The following is a 22240-nucleotide window of genomic DNA, read 5'->3' as shown; positions in this document are numbered from 1 at the left end:
CATGGCGGATTTCCAGTACTACGTGGCATCCTCGCTTGACGGGTTTATCGCCACCAAAGATGACGATCTCGGCTGGCTCATGCAGTTCGAGGAGGCCGAGGGTGTCACCGAAAGCTACGAAGACTTCATGGCAGGCATCGGCTGCATCGTCATGGGCGGCCAGACCTATCGCTGGCTCATGGAACACGAACCGGGCAAATGGCCCTATCCGGGTGTTCCATGTTGGATCTTCACCCACCGCGAATACGCCGCGCCGCCGGGTGCGGACGTCACGTTCGTGCGTGGCGAGGTTGAGGAATTCGCGCCGGACCTGATTGCCGACGCCGGTGACAAGAACGTGTGGCTGGTTGGCGGTGGAAACCTGGTGGCCCAGTTCACCAAGGCCGGCCTGCTGGACGAGATGATCGTCACCCTTATCCCCGTCGCCTTGGGTTCCGGTAAGCGATTGCTGCCTGTCGAGATCCCGACGGCGCCGCTTGAGTTAGTCTCGTCCCGCACCCTTGGTGGCGCGGCGGTTGAGCTGCGCTACAAGTTTCCCGCGCGTGCCGGGTCAGCGGGCCCTGTTCTCCCGGATCATGTTGGTGATTCGGGCAGTTGACAGCCGTCGGCCGTGTTCATCGGTCATGACAATTTCGTGGGTGGCGAGCGTACCGCCCAGGTGGATGGCTGTGCATGTGCCGGTGACCAGGCCGCTTGCTACGGAGCGATGGTGGGTTGCGCCCACCTCGATTCCCACCACGTGGCGTCCGGCTCCCGCATGCAATGCCGCCGAGAAGGAGCCCAGGGTTTCGGCGAGAACCACATGGGCTCCGCCGTGGAGGATGCCGGCAACTTGGGTGTTGCCCTCCACCGGCATGGTGGCGACGGTCCGTTCCGGGCCCAGCTCAAGGAACTTGATGCCCATCTTCGCCACGAGCGAGCCCACGCCGTAGCGGGAAAGCCAACCATGCAACTCCTGCGGAACGCCAGCCGCATTGAGTTCGTCAGTGAATGGGCCCGGCGTGAAATTGTCCATCATGGCAACTAGGCTGGCACCTGTGAGCGAAACAACCAAACCGGACTCAGTTCCAACGGCAACGTCAACGTCAACGGTAAGCGCAGCGTCAACTGCCACCGCAACGGCACCAGACCCTTCAACAACCATTGCGGGCACCGCGTCGGGTGGCCGGCCGCGGCTTCTGGTCCTCGATGGTCACTCGATGGCGTTCCGGGCGTTCTATGCCCTGCCGGCTGAGAACTTCGCCACATCCTCGGGCCAGCACACCAACGCCGTGCATGGCTTCACCTCGATGTTGATCAACCTCATCAAGGATCAGAAGCCCACCCACGTTGCGGTGGCCTTCGATGTCTCGGACGACACGACGTTCCGCAAGGCGGAGTACAGCGAATACAAGGGTGGCCGCAACGAGACGCCGCAGGAATTCCGCGGGCAGATCGATCTCATCGATCAAGTCATGGAAGCGTGGGGCATCAAGACGATCAAGATGCCCGGCTACGAGGCTGACGACATCCTCGCCACTCTCGCGGCCCAAGGCGACGCCGCGGGCTTCGAAGTTCTCCTCGTATCGGGAGACCGTGACGCTTTCCAGCTCATCACGGACAACGTGTTCGTTCTGTATCCGAAACAGGGTGTTTCCAACATTCCGCGCATGGATGCAGCGGCCATCGAAGAGAAGTACTTCGTTCCGCCGTCCCGCTACTCCGATCTCGCCGCGCTGGTAGGGGAGTCTGCCGACAACCTCCCCGGCGTTCCAGGCGTCGGCCCCAAGACCGCAGCCAAATGGATCAACCTTTACGGCGGCCTGGAAGGGATCCTGGAGAACCTGGATTCAATCGGCGGCAAGGTCGGTGGAGCCCTCCGGGAAAACATCGACGCCGTGAAGCGGAACCGACGCCTCAACCGGCTCCTGCACGACCTCCAACTCCCCGTGACACTTGCCGACCTTGAGGAACCGCGCCCGAACCGCCAGGAGGTCGAGACTCTGTTCGACACCCTCGAATTCAGGACGCTTCGCACCCGGCTGTTCGCACTCTATGGCGACGACACCGCCGGAGCGGCTCCGGAAACCATCGAGGCACCCGACTACTCGGTCCTGGACAACGCCGGTGCCCTGGAGGCCTTTTTCGCTGCGGGCGTGGGGAGTCGCGCCGCAGTTGCCGTGCAGTTGGTTCCAGGGCGGATTGGCGACGACGCCACTGCCCTCGCGGTCGCGCGGTCCAACGGAGCCGCCTACATCGAGCTATCGTCCTTGGACGCGGCGGCCGATGCTGTCCTGGCCAAGTGGCTGCAGGACCCCGAAGAAGCCAAGGTCATACACGAGTTCAAGGACGCGTTGAAGGCCCTTCATCACCGTGGACTTGGCCTGGAAGGCGTGGTGGACGACACCGCCATCTCGGGCTACCTGATCCAGCCGGACCGCCGCAGCTACGAACTCGCCGAGCTTGCCCAGCACCACTTGAGGATCACGCTCACCACGGCCGCGGCGCAAACAGGCCAACTGGAGCTTGAACTCGGTGATGGACCGGACGGAGCCGCGGCCAGCGCGCTCGTCCAGCAGGCCGCCGTCGTGCACGCACTGAGCAAGCACTTCGAAAGCGAGCTCGCCGAGCGCAAGGCTGAGGCGCTCCTGACCACTTTGGAGCTGCCGGTCGCGCGGGTTCTGGCCCAGATGGAACTCTCGGGCATTGCCATCTCCACGGAACGCCTGAACGAACAGCTCGCGGACCTCGCAAAAGTGATCGACAACGCCCAGGAGCAGGCTTTCGCCGCAATCGGCCACGAGGTCAACCTTGGCTCGCCCAAGCAGCTCCAGACTGTCCTCTTCGAAGAACTTGGCCTGCCCAAAACCAAGAAGATCAAGTCCGGCTACACGACGGACGCCGCCTCGTTGAAGGCCCTCCTGGAGAAGACCGGCCACGAGTTCCTGGTGCAGCTCATGGCCCACCGGGAATCCTCCAAGCTCGCCCAAATGCTGGAGACCCTCAAGAAATCAGTTGCGGAGGACGGCCGCATCCACACCACGTACGCACAGAACGTCGCGGCCACGGGGCGTATTTCCTCGAACAACCCCAATCTGCAGAACATCCCGGTGCGCAGTGAGGAAGGCCGGCGCGTCCGCGGGATCTTCGTCGTCAGCGAGGGCTACGAATGCCTGCTGTCTGCCGACTACTCGCAGATCGAAATGCGTATCATGGCGCACCTGTCCGGCGACGAAGGGCTCATCCAGGCGTACAAGGAGGGCGAGGACCTGCACCGCTATGTCGGCTCGCACATCTTCAACGTGGCACCGGAAGAGGTCACCAGTGCCATGCGCTCCAAGGTCAAGGCCATGTCCTATGGATTGGCCTACGGGCTGACCTCGTTCGGCCTGTCCAAGCAACTGGAAATCTCCGTCGACGAAGCCAGGACCCTCATGAAGGACTACTTCGACCGCTTCGGCGCAGTGCGCGACTATCTGCGCGGCGTGGTGGAGCAGGCCCGGATCGACGGCTACACCGCCACGATCGAAGGCCGCCGTCGCTATCTTCCGGACCTGACCAGCACCGACCGCCAGCACCGGGAGATCGCCGAACGCATTGCGCTGAACTCGCCGATCCAGGGTTCGGCGGCGGACCTCATGAAGCGGGCCATGCTCGGAGTTTCGGCGGAGTTGACCAGCCAGGGGCTGAAGTCCCGGATGCTGTTGCAGGTCCATGACGAACTCGTGCTCGAGGTTGCCCACGGCGAACGCGAAGCCGTGGAAAAGCTCGTCACCGAACAAATGGGGACGGCGGCCGAGCTCACGGTGCCGCTGGACGTGCAGCTCGGAGTCGGGTCCAGCTGGTACGACGCCGGGCACTAGCAGGCGGGCCGGCCCGGTTGGAGGCCGACACGGTTTGAGGGCTGACACGGGGCACGCCGCCGATATGGTGGCGTGCCCCCATGCTGTCTGGCTAGGCTCGGGACGTGGCTGATCCCAAGGAAACAAACGAAAAATACAACGTCAAGCGCTTTCGTTCCGTCGACAAGGAGAACCCGGACTACGGACAAGCACGTGATTGGCTCCAGGCCGTTGGCTTCGGATTCCACGACGAGCAACGAAGCGATGAGTTCATCGACAAGACTCTCGCGATGTACCAAGCGGACAACCGTGAGCTGACCGGAGTTTACGTCAACGACGAACCACCGTTGCACGCGCTCAACCCGGGATTTCCGGTGGCGACCTTTGGAACGCTGGAAAACATGCTCAATGTTGGCTTCGGCCAGGAACTGCCGACACGCCAGATCACCGCTGTCACCGTGCGCGGGACGCATCGGCGCCATGGCATCCTGCGGGGGATGATGACCGCCGATCTCGCCGATGCCAAGGACGATGGCCTCGCCATGGCCGCACTGACCGCATCCGAGGCATCAATCTACGGCCGCTTTGGTTTTGGCGTCGCAACCTTTGAGCGGAGCATCAAGGTTGACACCGGTCCGAAATTCCGCATCAGGCACGAGTCAGTCGGCCGGGTGGAGATCGCAGATCCAAGAGTCCTTCTCGAACTCGCGCCTGAAGTTTTCGAACGCGTTCACCACCGTACGCCGGGGTCAATCGTGAGGCAGGACTCCTACCGCCATCACGTCTCCGGTGCCATGAAGCGTGACGGCAGTGAAGACAAAGCCATCAAATGCGCGCTCCACTACGGACCGGACGCCGCCATTGACGGCTACGTGTCCTACAAGTTCGCCGGCTGGGACACGAAGCCATACACGGTGGAAATCGTGGACCTCGTCGCCGTGACGGACTCCGCGTACCTGGAACTGTGGCAATTCCTGGGCAGCCTGGATCTTGTCGAACAGGTTTCCTGGCCTGAAGCTCCCGTTGAAGACCCCCTTGCGTGGGCGCTCGTGGACGGGCGTTGCGTCATGTCTTCCGACTATCGCGACATGTTGTGGTTGCGCGTCCTTGACGTCCCTGCAGCCTTGTCAGCCCGCCGCTATGGCACCGATGGACGCCTGGTGCTGGAAGTCCGGGATGCGCTCGGTTTTGCCGACGGTACGTGGGAATTGACGTCCGACGGCGGCGTCGTCACGGTCAGTGAGGCGCCTGGCGGGGGCCCGGATTTGACCTTGGACGTCACAGACCTGGGGTCTGTCTATTTGGGTGCCGTCAGTCCTGTAATCTTGGCTTCGGCGGGCCGGATCCGCGAGCACACGCCAGGAGCAGCATTGGCTGCCCAGCACATGTTCGCCGTCGAACGTCCAGCCCATTGCCTAACGCATTTCTAGGCACATCTCCGCACGCAGGATCTACAACAGAAGAAGGATTCCATGGGGGAATTCCAGCCGGGGGGCCACTCCTCCGGCCAATCAGGGCTGCCGGGCCGGCGGTCATTGCTGGCGGTTGCCGCCGGACTCGTGGTGACCGGCCTGGCCGCCTGCGCCCAACAACCGGCGGCTGCACCCGCGCAACCGCCGGCTGCACCCGCGCCTGGCCCCGCATCGGTTTCAACGCCGGTCATGGAGGCGGCGGGTCAGCATCCAGTCGTGCCCGAAACGCGGCCGGCACCGCCTTCGAAGTCTCAGGTTATGGCCGAATTCTCCGGGCGCAAGCCCGTCGAGTGGGGGCTTGCAGTCACTGGCGTGGTATCGAAAACCGCGTCCACGCATGCGGTCTTGACGTTTGATGCTTGCGGTGGCCCCCAGGGCTCGGATTGCGATCAACGTTTGCTCAAGACCCTGCGGAAGCTCAACGTTCCCGCCACGTTGTTCGTCAACGGCCGTTGGATCAAGGCCAACCCCGGGCTAGCGGCCGATCTCGCGGCTGATCCTTTGTTCGAGCTCGGCAACCACGGCTTCCGGCACCAGCCACTGTCGGTCAGCGGGCGCTCAGCGTACGGCATCCCGGGCACGTCCAATGCGGGCGAGGTCTATGACGAAATCATGGGCAACCAGGAGGTTATGGAGCGGCTCTGTGGCAAAGCCCCCCGTTTCTTCAGGGCGGGAACCGCCTACTACGACGACGTCGCGGCGGCGATCACCAATGCCCTGGGACTGGTTCCAGTGAGCTTCACGGTGAACGGCGACGGCGGCGCGACCTTCCCGGCCCCCACTGTCGCGTCCGAGGTGGGTAAAATCGCTGCGGGACAGGGCTCCGGCCACATAGTGATCTCGCATTTCAACCAGCCCGCCAGCGGCACCGCAGAGGGATATGCGCGTGCCCTCCCAATCTTGCTGGACCGTGGCGTGACGTTCGCGCCGCTCGGTGACACGCTGCCGCTTTGACCCTCCTTGAGGCGAACGACTAGAATGAACGGGCGCATACTACGTGCGCGCAAATTTACAATCCACAATTCAGGATGACCCGGCATTTTGCCGTGTCCTGCGGACCGGCGACGGAAAGCGGGCGGTTTGCCTGACCGATACTCTATCCACAACGGAGCCCCTACTACATGACCATCACCTCCACCGAGAAGCCCGGTACCCCCGTAGTCGCGATCAACGACATCGGTACCGCTGAGGACTTCCTCGCAGCTGTCGACGCCACCATCAAGTACTTCAACGACGGAGACCTCGTCGAAGGTATCGTCGTCAAGGTTGACCGCGACGAAGTTCTGCTCGACATCGGTTACAAGACCGAAGGTGTCATCCCTTCCCGCGAGCTTTCCATCAAGCACGACGTTGACCCCGGGGACGTCGTCTCCGTTGGCGATCAGGTCGAAGCCCTGGTGCTCACCAAGGAAGACAAAGAAGGCCGACTGATCCTCTCCAAGAAGCGTGCTCAGTACGAGCGTGCCTGGGGCGACATCGAGAAGGTCAAGGAAGAAGACGGTGTTGTCACCGGTACCGTCATCGAGGTTGTCAAGGGTGGTCTTATCCTCGACATCGGCCTGCGCGGCTTCCTGCCCGCATCCCTCGTCGAGATGCGCCGCGTCCGCGACCTCGCTCCGTACATCGGTCAGCAGATCGAAGCCAAGATCATCGAGCTGGACAAGAACCGCAACAACGTTGTTCTTTCCCGCCGTGCATGGCTCGAGCAGACCCAGTCCGAGGTTCGCTCCACGTTCCTCAACAAGCTGGAAAAGGGCCAGGTTCGTCCCGGCGTCGTTTCCTCCATCGTCAACTTCGGTGCATTCGTGGACCTTGGCGGCGTAGACGGCCTCGTTCACGTTTCCGAGCTGTCCTGGAAGCACATCGACCACCCGTCCGAGGTTGTCGAGGTTGGCCAGGAAGTCACCGTCGAGGTTCTCGAAGTGGATCTGGACCGCGAGCGCGTGTCCCTGTCCCTCAAGGCCACGCAGGAAGACCCGTGGCAGACCTTCGCCCGCACCCACGCCCTCGGCCAGGTTGTTCCGGGTAAGGTCACCAAGCTGGTTCCGTTCGGTGCGTTCGTTCGCGTCGAAGACGGCATCGAAGGCCTCGTTCACATCTCCGAGCTGGCTGTCCGCCACGTTGAGCTTGCTGAGCAGGTCGTCTCCGTTGGCGACGAGCTCTTCGTCAAGGTCATCGACATCGACCTCGAGCGCCGCCGCATCTCCCTCTCCCTCAAGCAGGCTAACGAGGGCGTTGACGCTGACAGCACCGAGTTCGACCCGGCTCTGTACGGCATGGCTGCCGAGTACGACGAAGAGGGCAACTACAAGTACCCCGAGGGCTTCGACCCCGAGTCGAACGAATGGCTCGAGGGCTACGAGACGCAGCGCGCCGCTTGGGAGCAGCAGTACGCTGACGCCCAGGCACGTTGGGAAGCTCACAAGAAGCAGGTTTCCCAGCACGCTGCTGACGACGCCGCTGCTGCCGCTTCCGGCGAGAGCGACTCCGGCACCACCAGCTACTCCTCCGAGCCGGCTGCCACCGAGTCCAACGCGGGCACCCTGGCATCCGACGAGGCCCTCGCAGCTCTGCGCGAGAAGCTGACCGGCAACTAATTGCCACTGGCCCGGTTTTCCGGGCTGGGATAAAAGCGGCTCCTGCGATTCATTTACGAATCGCAGGAGCCGCTTTCTTTAACCCCGTTTCGCTCTTGCCCAAGTTCACCGTGCCCCGGTCCCCTTGGCCGACGCCTCCACGGGACATGCCCCTCGTTGGCAGCAAGGAGTGGACATATGCCGACTATGTCCAGTGGTGGTGGTCAGGGGAGAGCATGTCCCTGCGCGTGGACGCATGCCGTTCCCCGCAATTGGAGTGCGAAGGCGCACGCCGGTCATGGATGCCAGGCGTGCGCCGCGACCGCCCCATTTTGTGTTCCGGAGATAACTAACTGATAACTATCTATCAGATATGTCCCATCCATTAGTGGCATGTGTTTGGCTCTTTGGACAAGTCAATGGATCTAAGGGGATAGTCATTGTGCTGAAACATATCAAGACCGGCCTTATGATCGCTTCGCTATCGACCTTGCTGGCCGCGGGGGCGGCCGTCCCGGCCTATGCCGAGACTTCCGAAAAAACCGTCGAGAACGCAGCAGAATCCCACCCGGGGGAAGCGGAGTTCAGGATTCTGGATGAGCTGACGCAGAAGCTCGCATCTGCGGCGATGGCCGGGGACGAGACTGCCAAAGACTCCCTCAGCGCGTTGGGCATGCTCGATAAGGAGCAGAAATCGGAACTCGCTAGGATCCTCCTCGACGAGGGAATCATTCAAGCTTCTCAGCGCCCAGGTAGTGGCGTTGAAGTCGTACGAACCGGCGAATGTACATCACCCGCTGAAGGGGTCAGCTCCCGAGCCATGCTTCGTTCGACGTATAACGTCACTGCCAATTGTGACCAGGAGTTCAGATTCGCGGGAATTAGCGTGACCAAGGTTCGCTTGACCGGGACGTACATTACGGGAAGCGGTATCGTATTGGGAACCAACGGTGCAACTGCACATGTCATACACTCATACGATCCCGGATCGAGCATATCCTTCAGTAACTTCAGCCACTACGTTTCCGGCGGACGGGGCTATTTTCAGACCACCGTGACGGTGACGCGGAACATCTTTGGGTGGAACCACTCCACGCGATCCGCTAATCTCCGATTGGTAACCAACGGCCCCGGAGTAGTCTCGTGCAGATGGGCGTGATCAGACTCATGAACCCCTTGGTTCCTACTTTTCCCGAGGCAGTACTTTCTTTTGCCCCGCTGGCTTTCCTCTTGCTGGCAGCTCTGGCCATCATCACGTTCTATGCAGTCAAGTTATTCCGAAAGGCAGTATCCAGGGCGCACCAGCAGAGCTCACGCGGAAGGACTGCATCGCAGGATGACCACGATCTGAAATAGACCGTGTGCCTGTTCAAGAACTCGTTGCAGCATGGATCCCGCCCTGCACGGTGCGATCCTAGTGTCACCCACGGGACATGCCCCTCGTTGGCAGCAAGGACTGGACATAAACCCACTATGTCCAGTGGTGGTGAGAAGGGGAGAGCATGTCCCCGCGCGTGGACGCTCAGGCCTGGACGTCGACCCATTCCGCTCCGCGCAATTGGAGTCCCGCGGCGCCCCCGGTCATTGATGCCAGGCGCTCACCGGCGTCGGCGATTGCGTTTGCATTATCAGGCAGGGCCACGCGCAGGATCGTCTCCGAGGGCTCGTAACTTGTTTCGGCCATGACGTAGCCCGCGGAGCGCAGATCGTTTTCAAGCCTTCCGGCCGCGTGGTGGGGCACGGGGATGTCGCAAATCCGCAGGCGGCGTCGCTGAACCAGGGGAGCGGAGTCCAGTGCGGCCGAGATTGACTCGGAGTAGGCACGGACCAGTCCGCCGGCGCCCAGGAGGATCCCGCCGAAATAGCGCACGACGACGGCACTCACGTCGCTGAGGTCAGTCACCCCGGGCAGTGTCTCGCGTTTGATGAGCGCCTCAAGCATGGGGATGCCGGCGGTTCCGGAGGGCTCGCCGTCGTCGTTTGAACGCTGGATGACCCGATCCGGACCGAGGACGAATGCCGAGCAGTGGTGCCGGGCGTCATGGAATTCCTTGCGCAGTTCCGCCACCAAGGCGCGGGCGGCGTCCTCGTCCGAGGCGCGGCGCAGCACCGTGATGAAGCGCGAACGCTTGATTTCGAGTTCGTGGCGGAAATCTTCACCAAGCGCCAACGTTGTGTACGCGGTCGCCCGGCTTTCTTCCTGTTCTGCCACCGACCCAGTCTAGTGTGGAGGAGTGCTGAAGATTGGACTTACCGGCGGGATCGCCTCCGGCAAATCACTCGTGTCCGCCCGGTTGACGGAGTTGGGCGCTGTCTTGATCGACGCCGATGCGTTGGCCCGCGAGGTCGTGGAACCGGGCACGCCGGGCTTGGCACGCGTCGTGGCCGAGTTTGGTGAAGACATCGTCGACGCCGATGGGCGCCTTGACCGGGCACGCCTGGGTGCGATTGTGTTCGCTGAGCCCGATCGCCGGGAAGCGCTCAACGCCATCATCCATCCGCGCGTCAGGGAGAAGGCTGCCGCGATGCTCGTGACGGCTAGACCCGGAGACATCGTCGTCCAGGATATTCCGCTGCTTGTGGAAGCCGGGCAGGGCAGCAGCTTCCACCTGGTGCTGGTTGTCGATGCGCCGGACGAAGAACGGATCCGGCGCATGACGGAGATCCGCGGCATGACAGTCGAGGACGCGGTGTCCCGCATGGCCGCGCAAGCCGGCAGGGATGAACGGTTGGCGGCGGCCGACATCGTGCTGGACAACTCCGGAAGCGTCGAGGATGTAACGGCGCTCGTGGACACCTTGTGGGAAGATCGCTTCCAACCGTTTGCCCGAAATCTTGCAGCCGGCCGCCCTGCACCACGAGCCGGCGGCCCCGTATTGTCCGCGCCAAACCCCAATTGGCCGGTCCAGGCTGAACGGCTGCTTGCCAGGATCCGGCGGGCGTCTCCGGAGGTGTTGGGCGCAGACCATATCGGTTCGACCTCGGTACAAGGACTTCGAGCCAAAGACATCATCGACCTGCAAGTAAATGTGTCATCGCTGGAAGCCGCGGACCGGATAGCCGAGGCCCTGGGCGAGGCCGGTTTCCCGTTGCGGGAGGCTTCCGCCCGTGACACGCCCAAGCCGCCGGACCTGGATCCATCGGCATGGCAAAAACGCTTCCATTGCAACGCGGACCCTGGCCGGGCCGCCAATGTCCATGTCCGGGTCCTTGGAAGTCCGGGCTGGCGTTATGCGTTGTTGTTCCGCGATTGGCTCCGCGCCAACCCCGACGCCGTGCGCATGTATGCGGACATGAAACAGGCGCTTGCCGCGCTGCACGCCGGCGACCCCCGGACCTTGGCGTATGCGGAAGCCAAGGAGCCCTGGTTTACGGAGGTGGCCTGGCCGCTCATGGATGCCTGGGCCGGGAGCAGCGGGTGGCAGCCGCCGTCGTACTCCGTGGCGCAAGGCTAGGCTGGCACGCATGAACGGGAAACGGAGAATCACGCCGCATCTTGAGGGGCAGCGGCTCGGCGCCGTTCGTGCCCTGGCGTGGGCAGGCGTGGTCCTCATGGCCGGGGCTGCGCTGCTGTGGTTCCTGGCCGGCGGCCGGGAGGAGTTCGTCGCCGGAACGCAGCCCGTGACATGGCGGGTGCTTGTCCCGTCAGTTGCTTTCTGGCTCGCGTGGACGGTCTGGCTTGTGTCCGGAGTGTGGTTCGCCATCAAGATGTTCCGTTCCATCATGGGGCGGCTGGACGGCAGCTGGACCCGGCCCGGCGGCGGTACCGGTTCAACCGGAAAACGCGGACAGTAACTGTCCGCAGGCGGGGGTACATTGGATTCATGAGTCTTGCCCAGGAGATCAACCGTGTCGTCGCGCCCTTTGAGGTCATTAGCGAATTCAAGCCGGCAGGTGACCAGCCCACCGCTATCGCGGAGCTGACCGAACGGATCAACAATGGCGAAAAAGACGTCGTGCTGCTCGGTGCCACCGGTACGGGCAAGAGTGCCACCACCGCTTGGTTGATCGAACAGGTCCAGAGGCCCACCCTGGTGATGGTCCAGAACAAAACCCTGGCCGCGCAGCTCGCCAACGAGTTCCGGGAGCTGCTGCCCAACAACGCGGTGGAGTACTTCGTTTCGTACTACGACTACTACCAGCCCGAAGCCTACGTTCCCCAGACGGATACCTTCATCGAAAAGGACTCCTCGGTGAACGAGGAAGTCGAGCGGCTGCGGCACTCGGCCACCAACGCGCTGCTGACCCGCAGGGATGTCATCGTTGTGGCTACGGTGTCCTGCATCTACGGCCTCGGCACCCCGGAGGAGTACATCGCCGGGATGGTCACGCTCACCAAGGGCGCAGAATTGAACCGGGACGATCTCCTGCGCAGGTTCGTCGCCATGCAGTACACCCGCAATGACATGGACTTCCACCGCGGCACTTTCCGGGTCCGCGGAGACACCGTGGAAATCATCCCCATGTACGAAGAGCTGGCCCTGCGCATCGAGTTCTTCGGCGACGAGATCGAGAACATTTACACACTGCACCCGGTCACGGGGGACGTCATCCGAGAAGAAACCGAGATGTACATCTTCCCGGCTTCGCACTATGTCGCCGGGCCTGAACGCATGTCCCGCGCCATCACCGCTATCGAAGGAGAGCTCGCGGAGCGGCTCAAGGTCCTCGAAGGCCAGAACAAGCTGGTGGAGGCCCAGAGGCTGCGCATGCGCACCACCTACGACCTCGAGATGATGCAGCAAATGGGTTTCTGCAACGGGATCGAGAACTACTCACGCCACATCGATGGCCGCGGCTCCGGCACAGCCCCGCACTGCCTCATCGACTACTTCCCGGACGACTTCCTGCTGGTCATCGACGAATCCCACGTCACGGTCCCACAGATCGGCGCGATGTATGAGGGCGACATGTCGCGCAAGCGCACCCTCGTGGACCACGGCTTCCGGCTACCTTCCGCAATGGACAACAGACCGCTCAAGTGGGATGAATTCCTGGAGCGAGTGGGCCAGACCGTCTATCTTTCCGCGACTCCCGGCAAGTACGAGCTGGGCAAGGCCGACGGGTTCGTCCAGCAGATCATCCGCCCGACCGGACTGATCGATCCCGAAGTCATCGTGAAGCCGACCAAGGGCCAGATCGACGACCTTCTTGGCGAAATCCGGACGCGGGTGGAGCGCGACGAACGCGTGCTGGTCACCACGTTGACCAAGCGCATGGCCGAGGACCTCACCGACTACCTGCTGGGCCACGGGGTCAAGGTTCAATACCTGCACTCCGACGTCGACACCCTCCGGCGTGTGGAACTGCTCCGCGAACTCCGCATGGGCAGCTTCGACGTCCTGGTGGGAATCAACCTGCTCCGCGAGGGCCTCGACCTGCCAGAAGTCTCACTTGTCAGTATCCTCGACGCCGACAAGGAAGGTTTCCTCCGCTCGGCCACCTCCCTCATCCAGACCATCGGGCGCGCCGCCCGAAACGTCTCGGGCCAGGTCCACATGTACGCCGACCGGATCACGGACTCGATGGCCAAGGCCATCGAGGAAACCAACCGCCGCCGGGAAATTCAAGTCAAGTACAACGCGGACAACGGTGTCGATCCCCAGCCGTTGCGCAAGAAGATCGCAGATATTACCGATCAGCTTGCCCGCGAAGACGCCGACACCCGCGAGTTGCTGGCCGCAGCCGGAAAGGGCGGCAGGACCGGCAAGGGCAAGGGGGCCGCCACGATACGGCGCGACGGCCTGGCCGCGGCGCCGGCCGAAGACCTGGTGGGCCTGATCGAACAGCTGACGGAGCAGATGCACGCGGCCGCCGCTGAACTCCAGTTTGAGATCGCTGCGAGGATCCGTGACGAGGTGGGCGACCTCAAGCGCGAACTGCGCCAGATGCAGTCCGCCGGGCACGCCTAGGGTAAAGTTGGGCCTACGTAGGGGAGTATCCCAAGCGCTAGGTCCGTCAACACGCAAGGCACAGACGCCTCGCCGGGCCTAGTGGATCGCCGTTTGAGCGTTGTTGCCTTTGGGCATGCAGACGCAGGCAGGTCGGAGAGACTTACGCCGTTTTGGCGTACCTGCGAAAGGCATTTTAAATGCAACTCCCCGCCTGGTTTGAGATCGGCTCCTTCGTCGTTCTCGGAATCATCCTCCTTGTCGACCTTCTGCTGGTGGTCAAGCGCCCGCATGAACCCTCCATGAAGGAAGCAGGCCTCTGGGTCGCCTTCTACGTCACCCTCGCCCTGGTGTTCGCAGGAGCGCTGTTCGCCTTTGCCGGCCCGGAGCATGGCAGCCAGTTCCTCGCCGGTTGGGTGACCGAATACAGCCTGAGTATCGACAACCTCTTTGTCTTCATCATCATCATGGCGAGGTTCTCAGTGCCCCGTAAGTACCAGCAGGAAGTGCTCATGGTGGGCATCATCATCGCCCTCGTCCTGCGCGGTATCTTCATTGCTCTTGGTGCCGTGGTAATTGAACAGTTCAGTTGGGTCTTCTACATCTTCGGCGCGTTCCTGCTGTGGACCGCGTGGAAGCAGGCCACGGACAGCGGCGAGGACGAGGAAGATGCCGCCGAGAGTCCGATTATTGCCCGCATCCGCAAGGTTGTCCCGATGTCGGAGAAGTTCGACGGCGGCAAGCTTCGCACCACGGTTGACGGCAAGAAGCTGTTCACGCCCATGCTGATCGTCTTCGTGACCATCGGCATGACGGACCTCTTGTTCGCCGTGGATTCCATTCCGGCCATCTTCGGACTGACTCAGAGCGCCTTCATCGTCTTCACTGCCAACATCTTCGCCCTCATGGGCCTGCGCCAGCTGTACTTCCTGCTTGGCGGCCTCATGACACGGTTGATCTACCTCAAGCACGCATTGTCGGTCATCCTCGCGTTCATCGGCGTCAAGCTGGTCCTGCATGCCATGCACGTCAACGAACTGCCCTTCATCAACGGCGGACACCATATTGAATGGGCTCCGGAGATCCCGACCTATGTGTCCCTGGCGGTCATCATCGGCACCATCGTGGTGGCGGTTGTCGCTAGCCTCCTGACCCCGGCCGCCAGCAAATCCAAACTGGACGCCCGGCTCGAGGAAGACTCCCGCAAGAGCATGAACAAGGTTAGCGGCCACTAACAACTGCGGAGCGCTTCTGAGCCCCGGTCATTTCTGTGGCCGGGGCTCAGTTCTTGCCGCGAGCCATTCCCAAGAGTCGGTTGAAGATTCCTTCCCCGTCTTCGCCGATGCCATCGTGATGAAAGTCCCCTGTGGTCCAGGCCTGCAGTCCCCGCACGGCGGCTGCGGTTTCCATGGATAGCTGGAAGTCCACATAGATGTCGTCCCGATACACAGCAGCCACGACAGGCACAGTATTCGCGTTCAGCCGGGACACATCGTAGAGGGGTTTCCAGTCTTGCTTGCCGGCCAACAGCGCGGCTACTTCCTGCAGGGGTACAAGCGCCGGATCCTGTTCGAAATACCAGGGGTAGACCATTTCGCCCGTCAGGAGCGGCTCTGCGGCGTCGGGATGGAACTCGGGGAACTCGGCCCGCACCCGCCACGCCGCCCAGCCAGTGGCCTGCCCCTGGCCGTAGATGGACTCGTGCAAGACCGCGTACAGGGGATTCGATGCCCGGGAGACGAGCCCGTGGATCTGTTCCAGAAACGCGTCGGAGAGTCGTTCTCCGTCGGCGGAGGGTACGAAGGCATCCTCCAGGAGGGTGTGCAGGGCATCCACACGGGCGTTCCCGCCCAGGAACGATCCCACCATTTGGAAGCGTTCCGTGGTGAGGCGTTCTCCGCTGGGCAGCCGCTCCTCCGTGGATTCAAGATGCCGCGCTATCCGGGTCACTACGGCGCGGTCCTCCGGATACCACGCGAAGTATTCAGCGTTCCGTTCCGCAACCCGTTGGAAGGTGGCCCGGTAGACGCGCTCGGCCGGACCATCCAACGGCGCCAGCCCTCCCGTGATGAGTACTTCGCTCAAACCTTCCGGCGCGAAGGACAGGTACGTCAGCGCGCAGAAACCGCCGAAGCTCTGGCCAAGGACGGTCCACGGCTCCGAGCCCAAGGCCTTCCGGATGAGTTCGGCGTCGGCCACGATCGAGTCCGCCCGGAAATGCGTGAGGTAATCCGCCTGCGCCGCGGCATCGCCCCGAAGCGGCAAGGTATTGCGGTCCGCTGACGTGGAGAGGCCCGTGCCCCGTTGATCCAGCATCAGGATGCGGAAACTCCTTGCCGCAGCCTTCATCCAGCCCGACAGGGACGTAGTCCGGGTACCGCGTCCGCCGGGCCCGCCCTGGAGGTAGAGCAACCACGGCAGCCGGGCTGCGTCCTCCTGCGAGTGCTCGGCGGAGACGAACTCCCGGGCGAAGACGGTGATCGTCTCCGCGGTGCCGGGAGCCTCCCCAGCCGTGGAAGGCCAATGGTCGAGGGGAACGGTGAAGAAGTGCTCCGAGGTCCGGACACCCCGGAATTCGTGATGTGCCCGGACGGCGTGGGCCGCTTGCTCAACGCCTTGCTCAGCCACCCGCTCAACCATGCGCTCAGCCACGCGCCATGACCTTGTCATCGCTGCCGAAGGCACCCAGTGCTTCGCCGGTCAGCCGGAACGTTGACCAGCCGTCCATGGGCACGGCACCCAGGCTACGGTAGAAGTTGATAGATGGTTCGTTCCAGTCCAGGACGCTCCATTCCACCCGCGCATAGCCGCGTTCGACGGCGGTGGCGGCCAGATGCTGCAGGAGCGCCTTCCCGTGGCCTTCGCCCCGTGCATCGGGGGTGACGTAGAGGTCCTCGAGATAGATGCCGTGCACGCCTTCCCACGTGGAGTAGTTCAGAAACCACAAGGCGAATCCCTGGACGTCCCCGGCCGCGTTTTCCGCCATGTGCGCGTACACCCGCGGATTCTCGCCGAACAAGGCATCGCTCAGCATTTCCGGCGTGTTCTTCACGGCGTCGGGCTCTTTTTCGTAGACCGCAAGCTCATGGATCATCTGCAGGATCGCGGGGACATCGGACACTGTGGCAGGGCGGATAACACTCATGATTCGAGCTTACTAGGCCCCTAGAGGCGGTTGACCTCGGTCACCTTGACCACGGCGGTGCCGCTCTCGTCGGAGGCTGCCAAGTCCACTTCGGCGGAAACGCCCCAGTCATGGTTGCGGGCCGGGTCATCGAAAATCTGCCGCACCCGCCAGACGCCGGGTTCCTCGGTGATCATGAGGAGTCCCGGGCCCCGGGCGTCGGGGCCGGTTCCGATGTCGTCGTGTTCGTCGAAGTAGTCGTCCAGGGCGTCTTCCCAGCGCTCCGCATCCCAGCCGCTGCCGGCGTCGAGCTCGCCCAAGGCAGCCGCATCCTCGTCCGCGAACAACTCAACACGCCGGAACATTTCGTTGCGGACCATGACCCTGAAGGCGCGGATGTTGGACGTGAGCGACGGCGGCGGAGGAGGCGGAGCGTCGTGCGGCGTCGGAGCCACCCCGGACGTGAGCTCTTCCCACTCGTCGAGCAGGCTGGAGTCGACTTGGCGGACCAGTTCACCCAGCCAGGCGATGAGGTCCTCGAGGTCTTCGCGGAGCGAGTCCTGGGGGACCGTCTGACGCAGGGCCTTGAAGCCATCGGCCAAATACCGCAGCACGATCCCCTCGGAGCGGGCGAGTCCGTAGAACTGGACGAACTCTCCGAAATTCATGGCGCGCTCATACATATCGCGGACCACCGACTTGGGAGCCAGCTCAAAGTCGCCCACCCAGGGAGCGGCCTTGCGGTACACCTCGAATGCTTCGCCCAGGATCTCCGCCAGGGGCTGCGGGTAGCTGACCGCTTCAAGCATCGCCATGCGCTGGTCGTAATCAATGCCATCGGCCTTCATCGCGGCGACGGCCTCGCCGCGTGCCTTCTTCTGCTGCGCAGAGAGGATCTGCCGGGGCTTCTCGAGGGTCGCTTCGATCACGGACACCACGTCCAAGGCGTACGACGGCGACTCCGGATCCAGGAGTTCGAGCGCGGCAAGGGCAAACGGTGAAAGCGGCTGGTTCAGGGCAAAGTTGGCTTGCAGATGAACGGTCAGCCGTACGGAACGGCCCTCTTTCTCCTGCTCGGCCTCGGGAATGCGTTCAACCACTCCGGCTGCCAACAGCTCGCGGTAGATACCCAGGGCCTTCTTCATGAGCTGCAGTTGGGCGGGCCGTGCCTCGTGGTTTTCGGTGAGGAGACGGCGGGCAGCGGCGAAGGGGTCGCCGGGGCGCTCCATCAAGTTGAGCAGCATTGCATGCGTCACGGTGAAACTCGAGGTCAACGGGTCCGGCACGGACTCCACCAAACGGGTAAAGGTGGGCTGCCCCCAGGAGACGAAGCCTTCCGGCGGCTTCTTCCGCACGACTTGCCGTAGTTTCTTCTGGTCGTCGCCGAACTTCGCGGTGGCCTTGGCCATCGCCTTCGCGTTCTCCACCACGTGTTCTGGAGCCTGCACCACGACGGTTCCGGCAGTGTCATAGCCTGCGCGGCCCGCGCGGCCGGCGATTTGGTGGAATTCCCGGGAGTTCAGCAGGCGGGTGCGGACGCCGTCGTATTTGCTGAGCGCCGTCAGGAGGACTGTGCGGATGGGAACGTTGATCCCGACGCCGAGCGTGTCGGTGCCGCAGATGACCTTCAAGAGTCCTGCCTGGGCCAGTTGCTCCACGAGGCGGCGGTATTTGGGCAGCATGCCGGCATGATGGACGCCGATGCCATGGCGGACCAGCCGGTTCAGGGTCTTGCCGAAGCCGGCGGCGAACCGGAAACCGGAAATCAGCTCGGCAATCTTGTCCTTCTCCTCGCGGGTGCACATGTTGACGCTCATGAGGTTCTGGGCCCGCTCGATGGCCTCGACCTGGCTGAAATGCACCACGTACACGGGAACCTGCTTGGTGCTCAGCAGTTCCTCGAGGGTTTCGTGGACCGGCGTTTCCTGGAAGTAGTAGTGCAGTGGGATGGGCCGTTCGGCCGAACTGACGGTGGTAGTGGACCGTCCGGTGAGTTCGCTTAGGCCGGTTTCGAAGCGGCTGACGTCTCCCAGGGTGGCCGACATCAGCAGGAACTGGGCCTGGGGGAGTTCCAGAAGCGGCACCTGCCACGCCCAACCGCGCTGGGGATCGGAGTAGAAGTGGAATTCGTCCATGATGACCGTGCCGAGCTCGGCTTCCTTGCCTTCACGCAGAGCGATATTGGCGAGGATTTCGGCGGTGCAGCAGATGATCGGGGCATCCTGGTTGACCCCTGAATCACCGGTGATCATGCCAACGTTTTCGGCTCCGAAGATGTCGCAGAGTGCGAAGAACTTCTCGGAGACCAAGGCCTTGATGGGGGCGGTGTAATAGCTGCGCATGCCCCGGGACATCGCCTCGAAGTGCGCGGCGATCGCCACAAGGGACTTCCCGGAACCGGTAGGGGTTGCCAGGATGACATTGGAGCCGGACGCGAGTTCCATGATGGCCTCGTCCTGGGCAGGGTAGAGCTGAAGCCCGCGGCTCTCGGTCCACTCAACGAAGCGTGTGTAGATTTCGTCCGGGTCAATGCGTCCGCTGCCGGGGAGTTGCTCAAGAAGTTTCATTGCCTTCCAGCTTAGTGTGGGTGGAGCAGGCCACGGAGACGGACGATGGAGGATGCAGTGAAGTGGGATCCAGCCAAGTACATCGAGTTCGGCAATCACCGCGACCGGCCGTTTTTTGATCTGACCTCGAGGATTCTGGCGAAGGATCCGCGGCGCGTCGTGGATCTGGGCTGCGGCCCGGGGAACTTGACGGCGACCCTCGCGACGCGATGGCCTGGTGCCGCCGTCGTCGGGCTGGACTCCTCAGCCGAGATGCTGGCCAAAGCCCAAGTCCTCGCAGCCGCGCAACCGGGTCTTTCGTTCGTCCAAAGCGACATTGCCGAATGGACACCGGAACCGGACACCGACGTCGTGGTCAGCAACGCGGCGCTGCAATGGGTGCCAGGCCATTTGGCGATGCTCGCCGCGTGGTTGGAAGGGCTGAAACCGGGCGCATGGTTTGCGCTCCAGGTCCCCGGAAACTTCGGTGCGCCTTCACACGTGCTCATGCGCGAACTGGCCGGTTCGCCGGAATGGTCCGGAAAGCTGTCCGGTGTGCTCCGCCACGACGACGCGGTCGGGGAACCGGCCGACTACTTGCGGATCATGCTCGACGCCGGATGCGACGCCGACGCTTGGGAAACCACCTACCAGCAACTTTTGCCGGGGGCCGATCCCGTGCTGGAGTGGGTGCGGGGGACCGGCCTGCGTCCGGTGCTCGCAGCCCTTCCCGAAGACGAAGCACGCACCTTCGAAAACCAATACGCAGCCGCGCTTCGCGAGGCCTATCCAATGGAGCGGCAGGGGACCGTGTTTGCCTTCCGCAGGATTTTTGCGGTGGCACAAAAGCAGGTCTGAGCGGGCCCAAGCCCAAAGGACCCCGGAAGTGCCCCGATTACAAGGTTTCGCACTGTGATCTGAACTACAATGGCAACGCGATCGCGGGGCGGCATCGTGTGGAATCCGCTGCTCCGGAGACCAACGATTGGAGGCAATGTGCTGGCATCCTTGCTGTTGCAGCGCCTGGCCCCCTACAAGACCCACGTGCTCGCCATTGTTCTCCTGCAGCTTGTCCAGACCGGCGCCACACTCCTCCTACCCACCTTCAACGCCAAGATCGTCGACGACGGCCTTGTCGCCGGGAACAGCGAAGTGATCCTGCGCCTGGGCGCTTGGATGCTGGTTCTCACGGTCATCCAGGTGCTTGCCGCCGTGCTGGCCGGCTACCTTGGAGCAATCGTCGCCATGAAGGTCGGCCGCGGACTGCGGCAGGAACTCTTCGACAAGATTCATTCCCTGCCCGACCAAGACGTCGCAGCCTTCGGACCGGCCAGCCTCGTGGTCAGGACCACCAATGACGTCCTGCAACTGCAGAACATCACGGTGCTCGTTTTCAGCATGCTGGTGGCAGCGCCCGTCATGGGCATCGGCGGCGTGATCCTGGCAGTCGAACAGGACTTTGCCCTGTCCTGGATCGTTTTCGCCATCGTTCCCGTGTTGCTGATCATCATGCTGTTGATTGTCCGCAAGCTCGTCCCGCTGTACCGGGAGGGCCAAGGCTTGGTGGACCGGATCAACGGCGTGCTCCGCGAACAGATCCTAGGGACCGCGATCATCCGTGCCTTTGTCCGCCAGCCGTTCGAGATGAAACGGTTCGAGGCCGCCAACGACGCCCTGACAAAGAACAATCTCCGTTCTGCGCGGATCGTCGCGGCCATGCTTCCGCTCGTCATGACCGTGGTCAACCTCTCGTCTGCGGGCGTGGTCTGGCTCGGCGGCCACCGCATCATTGCCGGAGACATGAAACTGGGTGCGCTCACTGCATTCATCGCCTACATCATGCAGATCCTCCTCGCGATCATGATGGCAATGTACGTGTTGAGCACTGCGCCCCGCGCGGCTGTCAGCGCTGAACGCGTCACCGAAGTGCTCAATACGGAATCTGAAATGGTCCTGCCGGCAAACACCGCTGGTGGAATGGTGGTAGGCCCCTCGCAAGCAGAGGGCTTGCGCTTCGATAATGTCGTTTTCGCCTACCCGGGAGCCGAAACGCCCGTATTGGATAGCATCACCTTCCACGCGGCTCCGGGAACCACGACGGCGGTCATCGGCTCCACGGGAAGCGGCAAGTCGACCATCGTCAGCCTTGTGCCGAGACTGCTTGAGGCGAGCAGCGGGAGCATCTCGCTCGATGGCCGGGACATCGCTGCCGTTCCCCTCGCCGCCTTGCGCAACCAGCTCGCCGTCGTGCCCCAGGAGGCCTGGCTGTTCCGCGGAACCATTGCCGAGAACCTGCGGATTTCACTGCCGTCCGCAACAGACTCGCAATTGTGGCATGCCCTGGAGACGGCCCAGGCGGCAGATTTCGTGAATGAGTTGCCGCAAGGACTGGAAACCACGTTGTCCCAAGGCGGCGCCGGCCTGTCCGGCGGTCAGAGACAGCGCTTATGCATAGCCCGCGCGATTCTGCGCCCAGCATCTGTCTACCTCTTTGACGACAGCTTCTCAGCGCTGGACACAGTGACGGAAGCAAAGCTCCGTGCCGCGCTTGAACCGGAACTCCGCGGGGCAACCGTCATCATCGTCGCCCAGCGCGTCAACACCGTGGTGTCGGCGAACCAGATTCTGCTCATCGACGAGGGCCGCCTGGTGGCAAACGGAACCCATGACGAACTTCTTGGGTCCTCGGAGACCTACCGGGAAATCGTGGCGTCCCAGCTGGAAACGGAAGAAGCCGCGTGAGCAGCGAAAGCGAGCTCCTCGCTGTCACCGGAAAACCATCGCGGTCGCTCCTCCGCCTGGTGGGCTTG

17 protein-coding genes are annotated in these 22240 nt (G+C 62.8%); 12 read left to right on the top strand and 5 right to left on the bottom strand.

Annotated features, from left to right (window positions below):
- Nucleotide 1: 1 nt before the first annotated feature.
- A complete protein-coding gene (locus tag NFJ07_RS17645) occupies nt 2-598 on the top strand; it encodes a dihydrofolate reductase family protein (protein ID WP_269996213.1) in 597 nt (198 codons plus the stop codon).
- On the opposite strand, the gene NFJ07_RS17640 is transcribed toward NFJ07_RS17645, so the two are convergent.
- Nucleotides 551-1018, bottom strand: coding sequence for a hotdog fold thioesterase (locus NFJ07_RS17640; RefSeq protein WP_269996211.1), 468 nt, complete (start codon nt 1016-1018; stop codon nt 551-553). The genes NFJ07_RS17645 and NFJ07_RS17640 overlap by 48 nt on opposite strands.
- Before the next feature lie 181 nt (nt 1019-1199).
- Between NFJ07_RS17640 and polA the strand changes: the two genes are divergently transcribed.
- The 5 genes from polA (at nt 1200) to NFJ07_RS17615 (ending at nt 9028) form a co-directional block, all read left to right on the top strand.
- Complete coding sequence (polA, locus tag NFJ07_RS17635) at nt 1200-3842, top strand: DNA polymerase I (RefSeq protein WP_269996286.1); 2643 nt, start codon at nt 1200-1202, stop codon at nt 3840-3842.
- A 104-nt stretch (nt 3843-3946) separates the two neighbouring features.
- Nucleotides 3947-5251, top strand: a complete 1305-nt coding sequence (locus NFJ07_RS17630) for a GNAT family N-acetyltransferase (protein WP_269996210.1) — start codon at nt 3947-3949, stop codon at nt 5249-5251.
- A gap of 42 nt (nt 5252-5293) precedes the next feature.
- On the top strand, nt 5294-6247 hold the full coding sequence (locus tag NFJ07_RS17625; RefSeq protein WP_269996209.1) for a polysaccharide deacetylase family protein: 954 nt from the start codon (nt 5294-5296) through the stop codon (nt 6245-6247).
- A 167-nt stretch (nt 6248-6414) separates the two neighbouring features.
- A complete protein-coding gene (rpsA, locus tag NFJ07_RS17620; RefSeq protein WP_184735405.1) occupies nt 6415-7890 on the top strand; it encodes a 30S ribosomal protein S1 in 1476 nt (491 codons plus the stop codon).
- A 421-nt stretch (nt 7891-8311) separates the two neighbouring features.
- Entirely contained in the window at nt 8312-9028 is a 717-nt protein-coding gene (locus NFJ07_RS17615) for a hypothetical protein (RefSeq protein WP_269996207.1), read from the top strand.
- 363 nt (nt 9029-9391) lie between these two features.
- Here NFJ07_RS17615 and NFJ07_RS17610 read toward each other — a convergent pair whose 3' ends face one another.
- Nucleotides 9392-10081 carry an IMPACT family protein gene (locus NFJ07_RS17610; protein ID WP_269996206.1) on the bottom strand — a complete coding sequence of 230 codons (690 nt, stop codon included), beginning with the start codon at nt 10079-10081 and terminating at the stop codon, nt 9392-9394.
- A 22-nt stretch (nt 10082-10103) separates the two neighbouring features.
- Between NFJ07_RS17610 and coaE the strand changes: the two genes are divergently transcribed.
- The 4 genes from coaE to NFJ07_RS17590 all read left to right on the top strand — a co-directional run bounded on the left by coaE (nt 10104) and on the right by NFJ07_RS17590 (nt 14995).
- Nucleotides 10104-11324, top strand: a complete 1221-nt coding sequence (coaE, locus tag NFJ07_RS17605) for a dephospho-CoA kinase (protein WP_269996204.1) — start codon at nt 10104-10106, stop codon at nt 11322-11324.
- Between the two features lie 10 nt (nt 11325-11334).
- The gene (locus NFJ07_RS17600; protein WP_269996203.1) at nt 11335-11664 is read left to right on the top strand and encodes a hypothetical protein; all 330 of its coding nucleotides are present in this window, start codon (nt 11335-11337) and stop codon (nt 11662-11664) included.
- Nucleotides 11665-11693: 29 nt separating this feature from the next.
- Nucleotides 11694-13781 carry an excinuclease ABC subunit UvrB gene (gene uvrB / locus NFJ07_RS17595; protein ID WP_269996201.1) on the top strand — a complete coding sequence of 696 codons (2088 nt, stop codon included), beginning with the start codon at nt 11694-11696 and terminating at the stop codon, nt 13779-13781.
- 179 nt (nt 13782-13960) lie between these two features.
- Nucleotides 13961-14995 (top strand): TerC family protein, encoded by a 1035-nt coding sequence (locus NFJ07_RS17590; protein WP_269996200.1) that lies wholly within the window; start codon nt 13961-13963, stop codon nt 14993-14995.
- Nucleotides 14996-15041: 46 nt separating this feature from the next.
- Here NFJ07_RS17590 and NFJ07_RS17585 read toward each other — a convergent pair whose 3' ends face one another.
- Genes NFJ07_RS17585 through NFJ07_RS17575 form a run of 3 tightly spaced genes read right to left on the bottom strand, consistent with a single transcriptional unit; the run spans nt 15042 to nt 19451 of the window.
- Nucleotides 15042-16400 (bottom strand): alpha/beta fold hydrolase, encoded by a 1359-nt coding sequence (locus tag NFJ07_RS17585; RefSeq protein WP_269996284.1) that lies wholly within the window; start codon nt 16398-16400, stop codon nt 15042-15044.
- Between the two features lie 4 nt (nt 16401-16404).
- On the bottom strand, nt 16405-16905 hold the full coding sequence (locus NFJ07_RS17580; protein WP_269996198.1) for a GNAT family N-acetyltransferase: 501 nt from the start codon (nt 16903-16905) through the stop codon (nt 16405-16407).
- Between the two features lie 20 nt (nt 16906-16925).
- Nucleotides 16926-19451: a DEAD/DEAH box helicase gene (locus tag NFJ07_RS17575; RefSeq protein ID WP_269996196.1), complete on the bottom strand. Its 2526-nt coding sequence runs from the start codon at nt 19449-19451 to the stop codon at nt 16926-16928.
- Between the two features lie 57 nt (nt 19452-19508).
- Here NFJ07_RS17575 and NFJ07_RS17570 point away from each other — a divergent pair, with 57 nt between their 5' ends.
- Complete coding sequence (locus NFJ07_RS17570; protein ID WP_269996195.1) at nt 19509-20288, top strand: trans-aconitate 2-methyltransferase; 780 nt, start codon at nt 19509-19511, stop codon at nt 20286-20288.
- A gap of 138 nt (nt 20289-20426) precedes the next feature.
- Nucleotides 20427-22172 carry an ABC transporter ATP-binding protein gene (locus NFJ07_RS17565; RefSeq protein ID WP_269996194.1) on the top strand — a complete coding sequence of 582 codons (1746 nt, stop codon included), beginning with the start codon at nt 20427-20429 and terminating at the stop codon, nt 22170-22172.
- Nucleotides 22173-22240: the final 68 nt, after the last annotated feature.

It is taken from the genome of Arthrobacter sp. B2a2-09, from assembly GCF_027587375.1.
GTDB lineage: Bacteria > Actinomycetota > Actinomycetes > Actinomycetales > Micrococcaceae > Arthrobacter.
The sequence above is the reverse complement of the archived record's forward strand: the minus strand, read 5'-3'. Positions and strand labels throughout refer to the sequence as shown.